General features: G+C 67.1%; 10 protein-coding genes. 2 read left to right on the top strand and 8 right to left on the bottom strand.

Features of this window, described 5'->3' with window-relative positions:
- Nucleotides 1-176: 176 nt before the first annotated feature.
- Nucleotides 177-2,462: an NADP-dependent malic enzyme gene (locus AC2FAN_RS08665; protein ID WP_485173411.1), complete on the bottom strand. Its 2,286-nt coding sequence runs from the start codon at nucleotides 2,460-2,462 to the stop codon at nucleotides 177-179.
- Nucleotides 2,463-2,589: 127 nt separating this feature from the next.
- Nucleotides 2,590-4,413: a methyl-accepting chemotaxis protein gene (locus AC2FAN_RS08660; protein ID WP_485173410.1), complete on the bottom strand. Its 1,824-nt coding sequence runs from the start codon at nucleotides 4,411-4,413 to the stop codon at nucleotides 2,590-2,592.
- A 104-nt stretch (nucleotides 4,414-4,517) separates the two neighbouring features.
- Here AC2FAN_RS08660 and mutS point away from each other — a divergent pair, with 104 nt between their 5' ends.
- Nucleotides 4,518-7,241, top strand: a complete 2,724-nt coding sequence (mutS, locus tag AC2FAN_RS08655; RefSeq protein ID WP_485173409.1) for a DNA mismatch repair protein MutS — start codon at nucleotides 4,518-4,520, stop codon at nucleotides 7,239-7,241.
- 9 nt (nucleotides 7,242-7,250) lie between these two features.
- Here mutS and AC2FAN_RS08650 read toward each other — a convergent pair whose 3' ends face one another.
- The 3 genes from AC2FAN_RS08650 to AC2FAN_RS08640 form a co-directional block, all read right to left on the bottom strand.
- On the bottom strand, nucleotides 7,251-8,108 hold the full coding sequence (locus AC2FAN_RS08650) for a C40 family peptidase (RefSeq protein WP_485173408.1): 858 nt from the start codon (nucleotides 8,106-8,108) through the stop codon (nucleotides 7,251-7,253).
- Between the two features lie 156 nt (nucleotides 8,109-8,264).
- Nucleotides 8,265-8,618: a MarR family winged helix-turn-helix transcriptional regulator gene (locus AC2FAN_RS08645; RefSeq protein ID WP_265051248.1), complete on the bottom strand. Its 354-nt coding sequence runs from the start codon at nucleotides 8,616-8,618 to the stop codon at nucleotides 8,265-8,267.
- Between the two features lie 80 nt (nucleotides 8,619-8,698).
- Complete coding sequence (locus tag AC2FAN_RS08640; protein ID WP_485173407.1) at nucleotides 8,699-10,081, bottom strand: leucyl aminopeptidase family protein; 1,383 nt, start codon at nucleotides 10,079-10,081, stop codon at nucleotides 8,699-8,701.
- Between the two features lie 126 nt (nucleotides 10,082-10,207).
- On the opposite strand from AC2FAN_RS08640, the gene AC2FAN_RS08635 reads away from it, so the two are divergent.
- Nucleotides 10,208-11,092, top strand: coding sequence for a tetratricopeptide repeat protein (locus AC2FAN_RS08635; RefSeq protein WP_485173406.1), 885 nt, complete (start codon nucleotides 10,208-10,210; stop codon nucleotides 11,090-11,092).
- Between the two features lie 178 nt (nucleotides 11,093-11,270).
- Here the strand turns inward: AC2FAN_RS08635 and AC2FAN_RS08630 are convergent, their stop codons facing one another.
- Genes AC2FAN_RS08630 through AC2FAN_RS08620 form a run of 3 tightly spaced genes read right to left on the bottom strand, consistent with a single transcriptional unit; the run spans nucleotide 11,271 to nucleotide 14,708 of the window.
- Nucleotides 11,271-12,248, bottom strand: coding sequence for a type II secretion system F family protein (locus AC2FAN_RS08630; protein WP_265051251.1), 978 nt, complete (start codon nucleotides 12,246-12,248; stop codon nucleotides 11,271-11,273).
- A 9-nt stretch (nucleotides 12,249-12,257) separates the two neighbouring features.
- A complete protein-coding gene (locus AC2FAN_RS08625; RefSeq protein WP_485173405.1) occupies nucleotides 12,258-13,235 on the bottom strand; it encodes a type II secretion system F family protein in 978 nt (325 codons plus the stop codon).
- A gap of 27 nt (nucleotides 13,236-13,262) precedes the next feature.
- The gene (locus tag AC2FAN_RS08620; protein ID WP_265051253.1) at nucleotides 13,263-14,708 is read right to left on the bottom strand and encodes a TadA family conjugal transfer-associated ATPase; all 1,446 of its coding nucleotides are present in this window, start codon (nucleotides 14,706-14,708) and stop codon (nucleotides 13,263-13,265) included.
- Nucleotides 14,709-14,757: the final 49 nt, after the last annotated feature.

Here is a 14,757-nt window from a genome sequence, read left to right as displayed (position 1 = left end):
AACCCAGAACCCGTGCGGTTTCCCAAAGCCAGCGCCTCACAATGACGCGCATCGTTTCTGGGTTCCGGGCTCAGGCCTTTCGGCCTGCCCCGGAATGATGGCGAAGGAGTCGCGACGACGATGCCGCCTTGTCGGCAGCCTCGAACGGTCCGGCTCAGGTTGTCACATGCCCGGTGTCAGCCGCCGATGTTGAAGGAGGCCAGTGCCGCCATGTTGACGATGTCGGAGTCCTTGGCGCCGAGCGGCACGATCTGCACGGGCTTGTCGAGGCCCACGATCAGCGGGCCGATCACGGTCGCGCCGCCGAGTTCCTGCAGCAGCTTGGTCGAGATCGAGGCCGAGTGGAACGCCGGCATCACCAGCACGTTCGCCGGCCCGGAGAGGCGGCAGAACGGGTATTGGCCCATGATCTCGCGGTTGAGCGCGACATCCGCCGCCATCTCGCCGTCATACTCGAAATCGACGCGCTGGTTGTCGAGGATCGCGACGGCCTGGCGCACCTTCTCGGAGCGCTCGCCGGCCGGATGGCCGAAGGTCGAGAAGGCGAGCATCGCGACCTTGGGCTCGTAGCCGAGCCTGCGGGCGACGCCGGCGGCTTCGATCGCGATCTCCGAAAGCTGCTGCGCCGTCGGCATCTCGGTGATCGCGGTGTCGGCGACGAGCACGGTCCGGTCGCGCGAGATCACGATCGAGACGCCGATCAGCCGATGCCCCGGCTTCTCGTCGATGACGCGGCGGACCTCCTCCAGCGCGATCGAATAGTTGCGGGTGACGCCGGTCACCATCGCATCGGCATCGCCTAGCGCCACCATCGCCGCGGCGAAATGGTTGCGGTCCTGGTTGATCAGGCGCTGGCAGTCGCGGAAGAGATAGCCCTGCCGCTGCAGCCGCTCGTAGAGATATTGGGCATAGGCGGAATTGCGGTGCGAGAGCCGGGCATTCTGCACCGTGATGCCCTTGGCCTCGAGATCGACGCCGAGGAAGGTCGCAGCCTCATAGATGCGTTCCTCGCGGCCGACGAGAATGGCCTGGCCGAGGCCCTGTCCGACGAAGGACGCCGCCGCGCGGATGACCTGTTCCTCCTCGCCCTCGGCGAAGACGACGCGCTTGGGATAGCGCCGCACGCGCTCGAAGATGCGGTTGAGCGTGCCCGCGATCGGGTCGCGCCGCGCCGAAAGCTGGGCCTTGTAGGCGGCGGTGTCGACGATCGGCTTGCCGGCGACGCCGGATTCCATCGCCGCCTTGGCGACCGCCATCGGCACGACATGGATGAGGCGCGGGTCGAAGGGCACGGGGATGATGTAGTCCTTGCCGTAGCGCGGGCGCGCGCCCTGATAGGCGGCGGCGACCTCGTCGGGCACGTCCTCTCGGGCCAGTGCCGCCAGCGATTCGGCCGCCGCGATCTTCATCTCCATGTTGATCGTGGTCGCCCGCACGTCGAGCGCGCCGCGGAAGATGAAGGGGAAGCCGAGGACGTTGTTGACCTGGTTGGGATAGTCCGAGCGGCCGGTCGCCATGATGGCGTCGTCGCGGATGGCGTGGACCTCCTCGGGCGTGATCTCCGGGTCAGGATTCGCCATGGCGAAAATGATCGGATTAGCCGCCATCGAGGCGACCATCTCCGGGGTCACCGCGCCCTTCTGCGACAGCCCGAAGAAGGCATCGGCGCCGTCAAGCGCCTGCGCCAGCGTGCGCCGGTCGGTGATCGCCGCATGGGCCGACTTCCACTGGTTCATGCCCTCGGTGCGGCCCTGGTAGATCACGCCCTTGGTGTCGCAGAGGATCACGTTGTCGGGCTTGAAGCCCATGGCCTTCAGCAATTCGATGCAGGCGATGGCGGCCGCTCCCGCGCCGTTGATGACGAGCCGGGTCGACTTGATGTCGCGGCCGGTCAGGTCGAGCGCGTTGATCAGGCCGGCGGCAGCGATGATCGCGGTGCCGTGCTGGTCGTCGTGGAAGACCGGGATGTCCATCAGCTCGCGCAGGCGCTGCTCGATGATGAAGCACTCGGGCGCCTTGATATCCTCGAGATTGATGCCGCCGAAGGATGGGCCGAGATAGCGCACGGCGTCGATGAACTTGTCCGGATCCTCGGTGTCGACCTCGAGATCGATCGAGTCGACATCGGCGAAGCGCTTGAACAGGACGGACTTGCCCTCCATCACCGGCTTCGAGGCGAGCGCGCCGAGATTGCCGAGGCCGAGGATCGCGGTGCCGTTCGAGATCACCGCGACGAGGTTCGAGCGCGTGGTGTAGTCATAGGCGCGAGACGGGTCCTCGGCGATCGCCAGCACCGGCACGGCCACGCCCGGCGAATAGGCGAGCGAGAGATCCCGCTGCGTCGCCATCGGCTTGGTCGGAACGATTTCCAGCTTGCCCGGCCGCCCCTGCGAGTGGAACAGCAGCGCCTCCTGGTCCGTGAAGGTGGGACGGGGTCTCTTGGTCGTCGGGCGATCGGTCATCGAAGCGTCTTTTCTTGTGCGTTTCCTCGGGGGGAGCTGACCATACGGCGCGGCGCCCGCAGACCACAAGCGGTGACGGCTTCGCGCAACCTTTGCCGAGGAGCGATCCGCCTGACGCCGGCGGCGGCTAGAAGCGGCTGCGCACGCTGCGGACAAAGTCGCCGACATAGCGGTCGAGCGCTTCGGCCTGTTCGTCGACCTTGCGGGCGGCGCCCGCCACGCCGACGGCGGCATCGCCGGTGACGCGCACTTCGGCCCCGACGGCGCCGACATTGGTGGTGACGGCATCGGCGCTGAGGGCCACGGCCTGGGCATCCACCGCGATGGTCGAGGCGATGTCGGCCTGGCGGCTGACGACGGAGGCGATTGCCCCCGAGGTCCGCTCGATGGTCGTCATCGTGTCCTCGATATGGGCCACGGCCTCGAAGGCGGTGGCGGCGGCCCCGCGGATATCGGCCAGCGTCGCCGCGATGTCGCGCGTCGCCTTCTGCGTCTGTTCCGCGAGCGTCTTGACCTCGCCTGCCACGACCGCGAAGCCCCGGCCTGCCGCGCCGGCCCGGGCGGCCTCGATCGTGGCGTTCAGCGCCAGCAGGTTGGTCCGGGCTGCGATCTCCTCGATGAAATCGAGCACGGCCCGCACCTTGTCGGCGGCCTCGGTCAGCCCGGCCACGTCGCTTCGCGTGCTGCGGACATAGCTGGCTGCCGCGCGCACCGTCTCGTCGGCATGGCTGGTCTGGCGGGTGAGCTCCCGGATCGAGGCCCCGATCTCCTCCGCCGCGATGGCGACACTGCCGACCCGCCGCGAGGCGCTCTCCGCTTCCCGGGTCACGCCTTCGGCACGCAAGGTCGTCTTGCTGGCGCTTTCCACCATCTGGGCGGCGGCATCGTGCATGCCCCGCATCGAGGCCCCGACATCGGCGAGCGCCTTGCCGACGGTGCGTTCCAGATCGCCGGCGAGTTCGTCGAGGGCCGTCTTGCGCAGCGTCTCGATCTCGTCGCGCCGGACTTCCAGCGTCTTCTCGGCGGTGATGTCGAGCAGGATGCCGTCCCAGACCAGGGTGCCGTCGGCGAGCCTGCGCTTGGTCGATTCGCTGCGCAGCCAGACGACGCCGCCGCCCGGCGCATGATAGCGGCCTTCGAAGCGCCAGAGCGCCTCGCCGGCATGCTGCTCGCGTCGCAACTGCTCGAAGCGGGCGCGATCCTCGGGAAAGAGCTTGCCGAGCCAGATCTCGGGGTCGCGTTCGACGTCCTCTTTCGTGATGCCGAGCGCCTTGTCGATGGAAAAGGACGCGAACCGGTATGACAGCATGCCGTCCGGCCGCACGATGCGCTGATACAGCGTACCGGGCGCGCGTTTGATCAAGGTCCGCAAGCGATAGGCGGTTTCGCGGCGGTCGTTGTCATGGATCACGACGATGCCGGTGAGGATGATGCCGACCGTGCTGACGAGGATCATGGCGGGGACGGCCTCGCGCAGGAAGCGCTCGCCCGCATCGCCGGGAATGAAGGGGGCCGAGGCCAGCAGGCAGACCGCGTCGAGCGAACTCAGCAGGATCATGTCGCGCGCCATCAGAGGGCGCCGGCGCTTGACCAGCCAGATCGAGAAGCCGATCCCGATCAGCATGCGCAGCACGATGCCGCTGATGCCGGTCGCCATGCCGACGCCGCCGGTCATGAAGCGCACGGCGACCAGCGGCACGGCGGTCAGCACGGCGGCCCATGGCCCACCGATGGGCCCCGCCAGGATGGCGAAGGTATTGCGCGAATCGATCAGCAGACCGGGCTGGATCTCGACCGGGTTCGCCATGCTGACGAGCGCGCCGCCTGCGAACAGCAGCCCCACGGCGCAGGGCCGCAGCCAGTCCCGCCCGACGAACCAGGGCGCGATCACCGTGAGCACCAGCCCGGCGAACAGCAGGAAGAACAGGCTTTGGACGAGATTGATCAGCAAGATGGCGGCCTTCCGCCGGATTCGGCCGATCGACCTTGCTTTCAATTGTTGAAAGCCGTCCTAACGGATGGTCTTGACGCTACTTTTTGCTAGCGTGCCGGCCGATGCGCCACAGCTCTCCCAACGAAGTCGCCCGTTCGACCGTGCCAGCCGCTCCTGCCGAGCGGGTGACGCCGATGATGGCGCAGTACGTCGAGATCAAGGCTGCCAATCCCGATTGCCTGCTGTTCTACAGGATGGGCGATTTCTACGAGCTGTTCTTCCGCGATGCGGAGATCGCCTCGCGTACGCTCGGCATCGTGTTGACCAAGCGTGGCAAACACCAGGGCGACGACATTCCGATGTGCGGCGTGCCCGTCGAGCGCGCCGACGACTACCTCCAGCGCCTGATCGCCGCCGGCCACCGCGTCGCGGTCTGCGAACAGACTGAGGACCCGGCCGAGGCGAAGAAGCGCGGCGCCAAGTCGGTGGTGAAGCGCGATGTGGTGCGTCTCGTCACCCCCGGCACCATCACCGAGGAGCGGCTGCTCGATCCCGGTCGCGCCAGCCTGCTCGTCGCCGTGGCGCGCCGCAAGACCGGCGAGGCGGCGGCGGTCTACGGGCTGGCGGCGATCGACATTTCGACCGGCCGCTTCACCGTGATGGAGACGCCGCAGGAGCGGCTCGCCATCGAGTTCTCGCGATTGGAGCCGCGCGAGATCGTCTGCCCCGACGCGATCCATGACGATCCCGAGCTGAAGGATTTCTGGCGCGAGATCACGATCCCGGTGACGCCGCTGGCGCGCGACGGACTCGATGCCGCCTCCGCCGAGCGCCGCCTCAAGGAGTTCTTCGGCGTCGCCACGCTCGATGCCTTCGGCGCCTTCAGCCGGGCCGAGATCGCGGCTGCGGGCGCCGCACTCGCCTATGTCGAGCGCACCCAGCTCGGCGCGCGCCCTCCGCTATCGGCCCCGGTGCGCGATTCCGGCTCGGCGACGATGCTGATCGACGCGGCCACCCGAGCCAATCTCGAATTGACGCGCACGCTCGGCGGCGACCGCCAGGGTAGCCTGCTTGCTACCATCGACCGCACGGTGACGCCCGGCGGCGCGCGCCTGCTGGCCGAGCGGCTGGCGGGGCCGCTGACCGATCCGGCTGCCATCGCGGCGCGTCATGACGCGGTCGCGCTCCTGGTGACCGACGCGGGCCTTCGCGAGGATCTGCGCCGGGCCCTGGAGAAGGTGCCGGACGCCGCCCGCGCGCTGGCGCGGTTATCGCTCGACCGTGGCGGCCCGCGCGATCTCGCGGCGCTCGGCGCCGGGCTCGACGCCGCCCGTGCGATCGCTGGCCTGCTGATCCAGCGCGCCGATCTGCCGGAGGAGCTGAATCGGGCCATGCGGGCGCTCGGTGAAAGCGATCCCGATCTTCCCGTCCGGTTAAGCGAGACGCTGGCAGAGGAGCTCCCGCTCAACCGCCGCGACGGCCGCTTCGTGCGCGAAGGGCATGATGCCGGTCTCGACGAGCTGCGCCTGCTCCAGGTCGATTCGCGCAAGGTCATCGCCCAGCTTCAGGCGCGCTATGCCGCCGAGACCGGCTGTCGCACTCTGCGCATCAAGCACAACGCCATGCTCGGCTATTTCGTCGAGGTGCCCCAGGCGATGGGCGAGGAGTTCCTGAGGGAGTCCTGGCGCGCGACCTTCGTGCATCGCCAGACCATGTCGGACGTGATGCGGTTCTCCTCGGTCGAGCTCGGCGAGCTCGAAGCGAAGATCGCCTCCGCCGCCGACCGGGCGCTCAAGCTCGAACTCGGTATCTTCTCGCAGCTGACCGAAGCCGTCCTGGCCCAGGCCGAGCCGATCAAGGCCGTTGCCCTGGCGCTGGCCGAGCTCGATGTCGCCGCCGCGCTCGCCGATCTCGCTTCGCGCGAAGGCTGGAGCCGTCCGCATGTCGATGGCGGCGTCGCCTTCACCATCGAGGGCGGCCGCCACCCCGTCGTCGAGGCGGCGCTGAAGCGCGACGGCAAGCCCTTCGTCGCCAACGACACCGAATTGTCGCCGCCCACTGCCGATACCAAAGGTGGCCGCATCTGCCTGATCACCGGCCCGAACATGGCCGGTAAATCGACTTTCCTGCGCCAGAACGCGCTGATTGCCGTTCTCGCCCAGATGGGTTCCTTCGTGCCGGCGACGCAGGCCCGTATCGGCGTCGTCGACCGGCTGTTCTCGCGCGTCGGCGCCGCCGACGATCTGGCGCGCGGGCGTTCGACCTTCATGGTGGAGATGGTCGAGACCGCCGCGATCCTGAACCAGGCCGGCCCGCGCGCGCTCGTCATCCTCGACGAGATCGGGCGGGGCACCGCGACCTTCGACGGCCTCTCCATCGCCTGGGCCGCGATCGAGCACCTGCACGAGATCAATCGCTGCCGCAGCCTGTTCGCCACCCACTACCATGAGCTGACGGCGCTCGGAGACCGGCTCGACCGCGTCGCCAACGCGACGGTCCGCGTCACCGAGTGGAAGGGCGAAGTCGTCTTCCTGCACGAGGTCGTGCCGGGCGCGGCCGATCGCTCCTACGGCATCCAGGTCGCCAAGCTCGCCGGCCTGCCACCGGCCGTGGTCGAACGTGCCCGCGCCATCCTCGGCGAGCTCGAGAAGACCGAGCGCGAAAAGCCGGTCGCCTCGCTGGTCGACGACCTCCCGCTCTTCGCCGCGCCGCTGCGACGCCCGGCTTCGGTTGTCACGGAAGACCAGCCCGACGGGCTGCGTGAGACGCTGGCCGGGATCGACCCGGACGAGATGACCCCACGCGAGGCGCTGGAAGCGCTCTACCGGCTGAAGCGGCTCAGCTGAGGTTCTCGGCTACCCCAGCCGCTTGATGCTGGTGATCGCGCCGAAGCTCTTGTCGCGAATGCGGTCGCGCGCTTCCTTCAGCGGCTCGCGGTGCACGGTCATCGTATAGCCGTTGGCATGCAGGAGCGTGTCCGGGTCGGTCAGGATGCCGACATGGCCCTTCCAGAAGACGAGATCGCCGCGCTGCAGCCCCGACAGGTCTTCGTCGAACGCAACAGCGCGGCCGAGCGCCGCCTCCAGCATGTCGGAGTCACGCGGCGAGGCGACACCCGCCGCCGCGAGCGCGAGCTGCGTCAGTCCGGAGCAGTCGAGCCCCAAGCTGGTCTTGCCGCCCCAGAGGTAGGGCACGCCGAGGAAGCGCTCGGCGACTGCGATGAAATCGCGCTCGTGCCGGTCCTGCGGGGCGAGGTGCTTGGCGAAGATATGCCCGCCATTGGCCAGCACGGCGAAATCGCCGTTCATCGCAGCGACGACGACGCCCGCATTCAGCGAGAGCATGGCGAGCGGCGCCAGTTTGATCGAGGGGCCCGGATAGACGAAGGTCCGCAACGCCGTGACGCGATGCGTCGGCGCCGGTTGGTCCGCCCGCAGCGCGTCGTCCGGCAGGTAGCCGACATAGCCATCGCCCGCGAGCTGGACCCAGGCCCAGCCTTCCTCCTGCTCATAGACCTGCACGAGTTCGCCGGCGAGCGCCTCGGTGTCGAGCGGCGCGTCCGGGCGCGGCTCGCGCCGGAGCGGCGCTGAAGGCACGATCACGCGCATCGCCTGCGGGTCGACGAAGCGTGGGGCCTCGACCTGCCCGGCCAGATGGCGGGCGGCGAGGTCGGGGCGAAAGGGTGTGATGCGGCGGTCGAGAATCGTGGTCATATCGGCAATCTAGGGTGCTCCTGCTTGTCAGGGAACCACGTCATTCTCGGGCGGAGCGAAGCGTAGACCCGAGAATCTCGGGCAGGATGAGGTTCGAGGAGCGTCCTTTGGCGAGAGATGCTCGGGTCAAGCCCGAGCATGACGGGTAGCTTGCAATCAGCTTCCGCCGATCTCCTTCGCATGCTCGGTCACCAGATCGGCAAGCCTCTCGACCGCGAGTGCACCGGCTACGGTGCGCTGGATCACGACATTACGGCGGTCTGCCTCGTCGCGCTTGCGGGTCAGCAGGCCGAGTTTTCCGAGTGTATCGAGCGCGCGGGTGATCACCGGCTTGGTCACGCCGAGCTGCTTGGCTAGCCCCCGCACCGTATGCGGCGGCAGTTCGAGGTAGACCGTCAGCAGGATCGCGGTCTGGCGCGCCGAGAGATCGGCCTCGCTGTCCCGCACCAGATCGAGATGAACCTGCCGCCACAGTTTGAGCGCCTGCGAAGGCTTGATCTCCAAGGGCATGAAGGCACGGTTCCCGATCGTTACGGGTCCGTATCATTATCCTGTGGCTGCCCCTGTGCAATCGACTTCGCCGATCAGCCTTAACCGCGCGGGTAAAGCTGCTTGACCAGCGCATGGATCAGCCTCGCGCCCTGGCATTCTCCACCCTCGGGACGCCCCGGTTTGGCCGAAGGATTCCAGGCGTAGATGTCGAAATGCGCATAGGATTGCGTCTTCTCGACGAAACGGTTGAGGAAGAGCGCCGCCGTGACCGAGCCCGCCATTCCGCCGCTGGAGACATGGTTTACATCGGCGATCTTGGAATCGAGCAGGCCATCGTAAGGGCGCCAGAGCGGCAGCCGCCAGGCCGGGTCGTTCACCGCCATGCCGATCCGCGCGATTTCCGCCGCGAGTCCGTCGTCATGGGTGTAGAACGGCGGCAGCTCCGGCCCGAGCGCGGTGCGCGCCGCGCCGGTCAGCGTGGCGAAATCCACCAGCAGCTCCGGCGTTTCCTCATCGGCGAGCGCAAGTGCATCGGCCAGGATCAGGCGGCCTTCCGCATCGGTGTTGCCGATCTCGACGGAAAGCCCCTTGCGGCTCGACAGCACGTCGCCGGGGCGGAAGGCATTCCCGGAGACGGCGTTCTCGACAGTCGGCACCAGCAGCCGCAGCCGCACCGGCAGCTTCGCCAGCATGATCATCCGCGCCGTCGCGATCGCCGCCGCCGCGCCGCCCATATCCTTCTTCATCAGCAGCATCGAGGCATCGGGCTTGAGGTTGAGCCCGCCCGTGTCGAAGGCGACGCCCTTGCCGACGAGCGTGACCTTGGGATGGGCCGGGTCGCCCCAGACCAGATCGACGAGGCGCGGCGCGCGCGACGAGGCGCGGCCGACGGCATGGATCATCGGGAAGTTGCGTGCCAGCAGATCGTCCCCGACGATGCTCGTGACGCCCGCGCCGCATTCGGCCGAGAGCCCGCGGATCGCCGCTTCGATCTCGCCGGGCCCCAATTCATTGGCCGGTGTGTTGACGAGATCGCGCGCCAGCATGGCCGATTCAGCGATCAGGCTGATCTCCTCGCCGTCGACGCCATCGGGCAGCGAGAGGCGGGCACGCGGCGGGTTCGGCTTGCGATAGCGGTCGAAGCGATAGCCCTGCAGCAGCCAGCCGAGCGCGGCCAGGGCCGCATCGTCGATCTCGCCTTCTAGCGCATAGTCGCCGGCCGGCAGAAGGGTCGACAGGCGTCCGGGCGCGAAGGGGTCGCGCCGGCGTGCTCCGGTCTCGACACCTAGGACAACGGCGGCGAGCGCGCCTTGCGAATCCGGGAGGACGCAATGTTGGCCGGAGCGGGCCGCAAAGCCTTGCGCCGACGCGAAGTTGCGATGAGCCGGCGAAATCCGCCCCTGCAGCGCAGGCCATGTCTCGGCGGACACCACATGAACCGGAATGGCAGCGTCGGAGGCGGAAGTGAGAAGAGCGTTCACGGGCCGATCGATCGGTTCTGGGGCAGGGGCGGATGCCGGAATTAAGAATGCATTAGGGTTAACGCTTTATCACCGGAGGACCAGAAGAACCCAGTTCGACGACGTTGTCGCAAGGCGATCCGGCCCATGATTCCAATGAAGCTCGCCTCCGACCTGCCGATCGTTTCCGCCCGGCGCCGCGGCCTCGCGGTCGCAGTCTGTCTCGCCGCGATCGCCCTGGCGGGCTGTCAGGGCCGCGGCGGCCTCGGAGACGTCACGGGCTCGATCGGACGCAGCCAGGCTAGCCAGCCCCGCACCGCGTCCGACTGGCAGGCCGAGCGCGAGAGCTGGGGGAAGCGCTACGACGCCAATCCGAAGGACCGCAATGCCGCCTTGAATTACGCGCGCGCCCTGCGGGCTCTTGAGCAGAATGCGCAGGCACTGGCCGTGCTCCAGAACGCCGTGCTGGTCTTCCAGGATGACCGCGAGCTGCTCGGCGCCTATGGCCGCTCGCTCGCCGATAACGGCCGATTGAGGGAGGCTGACGACGTGCTGTCCCGCGCCCATTCGCCAGAGCGGCCCGATTGGCGGATACTCTCGGCGCAAGGCACTGTCGCCGATCAACTCGGCGAGCACGAGCGTGCCCAGCAGATCTATCAGGCCGCCCTCAGACTGGCGCCTAACGAGTCGACCGTGATGTCGAATTATGGCTTGTCGCTCGCCCTGTCCCGCAAGTTGCCGGAAGCCGAGCGTGTTCTCACGGAGGCTGCGGCTTCGGAAGGGGCCGATGCGCGGGTGCGCCAGAATCTGGTCCTCGTCCTCGGCCTGCAGGGACGCTTCACCGAAGCCGAGGCGATGGCGCGGCGCGACCAGAGCCCTGCGGAGGCGGCCGCCACGATCGCCTATCTGAAACGCAGCGTCAGCCAGCAGAACAGCTGGGACCTGCTGAAAGGCGCGAAGGGTCGGGCGCAGCCTGCCGGCAAGTCTCCGCAGGCGCCGAATGGCTCGGCCGATATGGGTGCCCGCGGCTGAAGCCGAGTCGACGAGGCCTACGGCGCCCGTCAGCTTAAGCTACAGAGTGAATTCCGGAAGGCTGGCTCCCAACCTGTTCGCGCAACCGCCGGCACGTTCCACGCGATTAATCTGTCGATTGCGTCCGGGACTTCCGCATAGCGGCGATCTGCGATGACGCGCTATCGCTCGGGCGAAGTCACTTCCAGCCGAAGACCTGCACCAGCGCAGGAAACATGATGATGACGAAGAGCACTGGCAGGAAGAACAGGATCATCGGCACCGTCAGCTTCGGCGGCAGTGAGGCGGCCTTCTTCTCGGCGGCGTTCATGCGCTGATCGCGGCTTTCCTGCGCTAGCGTGCGGAGCGCCGTGCCTAGCGGCGTGCCGTAGCGTTCGGCCTGGATCAATGCCGTCGAGACCGATTTGACGCTTTCGAGCCCGGTCCGCATCGCGAGGTTCTCATAGGCGATTCTGCGGTCGGTCAGGTATGAGAGCTCCGCCGTGCACAGTGCGAATTCCTCGGCCAGCGGCACGGACTGGCTGCCGATCTCACCGGCGACCTTGCGGAAGGCCTGCTCGATCGACATGCCGGACTCCACGCAGATCAGCAGCAGGTCGAGCGCGTCCGGAAAAGCCAGGCGCATCGAGAGCTGTCGCTTGCTGATCTGGTTGGAGAGGAAGATTTCGGGAGCCTTGATGCCGATATAGGCGCCGCCGATCGCGATCCCGATCTTCATGAACAGCGACTGGCCGAAATCATTGATGGCGAAGAGATAGAATAGCGTGAACAAGAAAGCGCCGACCGGGACGGCGAGACGGAAGAACAGGAAGGCGATTTCCGCTTGGGGCCCACGGTAGCCCGCCATGGCGAGTTGCTTCTTGGCACTCTCAGTGCCGAGCCAGTCGCCGAGCTTGAACTGCTCGACGATGCGCCGCATGTAAGCCTTCGGCTCCTGGCGCAGGTTCACCTTTTCGCTCTGGCGGTTGAGGCGCTCACGCTCGCGCGCCCGGATTTTCTCGCGTTCGGTCGCGACATTCTTCATGCGCTTCTGGAGGGTGTTTCCCTCCGTCAGGGGGATCGCGACGGTCAGCACCGTGGCGACGGCCGCGACGGCGGCCAGCAGTGCCAGCATGAATTGCGGATCGACGAGCTTGTCGGCGATTTGCGAGATCATGGACGCACCTCAGATCTCGAAATTGATCATCTTGCGCATGATCAGGACCCCGATCATCATCCAGATGCCGCAGCAGACGAGGGCGAGCTTGCCCGCCTGGGTGAGCCACAGCAGCTCGATGTATCTCGGGGTGGACAGGTAGACGAGGACAGCGACGCTCGGGGGCAGGGCGGCGATGATGCCGGCGGATGCCTTGGCTTCCATCGAAACGGCCTGGATCTTGTCGCGCATCTTGCGCCGCTCGCGCAGCACGCGCGAGAGGTTCGCCAGCGTCTCGGACAGGTTGCCGCCGGTCTTCTGCTGGATTGCGACGACGATTGCGAAGAAGCTAGCTTCCGCGCAGGGCATCCGCTCGGGGAGCTTTGCGACGGCCTCGGGGAGCGGCAGGCCGAGCGTCTGGGTCTCGATGATCTGCCTGAATTCGCCCTTGACGGGGTCGCTCGCTTCGGAAGCGATGATGCGCAAGCAGTCATTGACGGGAAGGCCCGCCTTGATGCCGCGCACGATCACATCGAGCGCGTTTGGAAACTCGATGCCGAACCGCTTCAGGCGCCTGGTCTTGCTATGCTTCAAGAACCAGTCCGGGAGCCCCAGCGCCCCGATGAAGAGACCTGCGCCGCCGAGAATCGCATTGCCGCTCAGTACCCACAGAACCAGCCCGGTAACGACCGCGGTCGCCGCGCTGACCACGTAGTATTTCTGACGGGTCCAGTTTAAGCCCGCCTGGCCGATGCGTTGTTCGAGCGTCAGCTTGTGGCGCGCGCTCTCGCGGCTCTCGATGTCCTTGAGACTCTGCGCGACTTGCCCGCGCTTCGCCCTGGCCTGCGCCTCCCGGTCGATGCTGCGTATCGTGCTTGGACCGGCGAAGTCCTTGCGCCGTTTCTCGGCCCGGTTTTCGCCGCTCAGCATAGGATAGAGCAGGGCATAGGCGACGCCGCCAACGGCGAGCATGGCCAATGCGGCGACAGCGAGCGTGCTCGAGTTCATGTGCGGGCTCCCGACAAGGGCCTCCGTTCAGGCTGCATGACCTTCGCCGACCTGTTCCATCTGATCGAGGGCGGCCGCGAGGCGTTGCTCCTCGCCGAAATAGCGTGCTCGTTCCCAGAAGCGCGGCCGGCCGATGCCGGTCGAGCGGTGGCGACCCATCAGCTTGCCGGAGGCGTCCTCGCCGAGCACGTCGTAGACCATGAGATCCTGCGTCGTGATCACATCGCCTTCCATGCCCATCACCTCGGTGATGTGCGTGATGCGGCGCGAGCCATCGCGCATGCGCTGCGCCTGGATGATCACGTCGATCGAGGAGCAGACCATCTCGCGCAAAGTCTTCGACGGCAGCGAGAAGCCGCCCATCGTGATCATGGACTCGATACGGCTGAGGCACTCGCGCGGCGTATTGGCATGCAGCGTGCCCATCGAGCCGTCATGGCCGGTGTTCATGGCCTGGAGCAGGTCGAAGGCTTCCGGTCCGCGCACCTCGCCGACGATGATACGCTCGGGCCGCATGCGCAGGCAGTTCTTGACGAGGTCGCGCATCGTCACTGCACCGGTGCCCTCCAGGTTGGGCGGGCGCGTCTCGAGACGCACCACATGCGGCTGCTGCAGCTGGAGTTCGGCGGCGTCTTCGCAAGTGATGACGCGCTCGTCATGGTCGATGTAGTTGGTCAGGCAGTTCAGCAGTGTGGTCTTGCCGGAGCCCGTACCGCCGGAGATCACGATGTTGCAGCGGACGCGGCCGATGATCTTCAGGATCTCCGCGCCGGCCGGCGAGATCGCCCCGAACTTGGTGATCTGGTCGAGCGTCAGCTTGTCCTTCCTGAATTTGCGGATCGTCAGGGCGGGCCCGTCGATGGCGAGCGGCGGCGCGATCACGTTGACGCGCGAGCCGTCGGCGAGGCGCGCGTCGCAGATCGGCGAGCTTTCATCGACGCGCCGCCCGACCTGGCTGACGATGCGCTGGCAGATGTTCATCAGCTGCGCATTGTCGCGGAAGCGGATGTTGGTGAGTTGGATCTTGCCGCCCGTCTCGATGAAGGTCCTGCCCGCGCCGTTGACCATGATATCGGCGATGTCGTCGCGCGCCAGCAAGGGTTCGAGCGGACCGTAACCGAGGACGTCGTTGCAGATGTCGTCGAGCAGTTCCTCCTGCTCGGCGATCGAAAGCACGACGTTCTTCAGCGAGATGATCTCGTTGATGATGTCGCGGATTTCCTCCCGCGCCGATTCGGAGTCGAGCTTCGCGAGCTGCGACAGATCGATGGCCTCGATCAGCGCCCCGAAGATCATGCTCTTCATCTGATAGTATTCTTCGGACCGCGTCGGCGCCTCGACCGGCGCGGCCTTGCGTTCCTCGGCGCCGGGCTGGATTTGTTCCAGCTTGCGCGGCGCCGGTTGCAGAGCCGCAGGGCTCTTCGCGCTCAGGGACGGCGCGACGGTCGCGCCCGCGGATCGCTTCCCGAACATCTCAGCACACTCCCGCACGCGCCGCTTCGGCGCGCGCATGCTCGACTGC

The organism is Allobosea sp. RIT-PG3_2, assembly GCF_057321085.1.
This window is presented reverse-complemented; position numbering and strand designations above follow the sequence as displayed.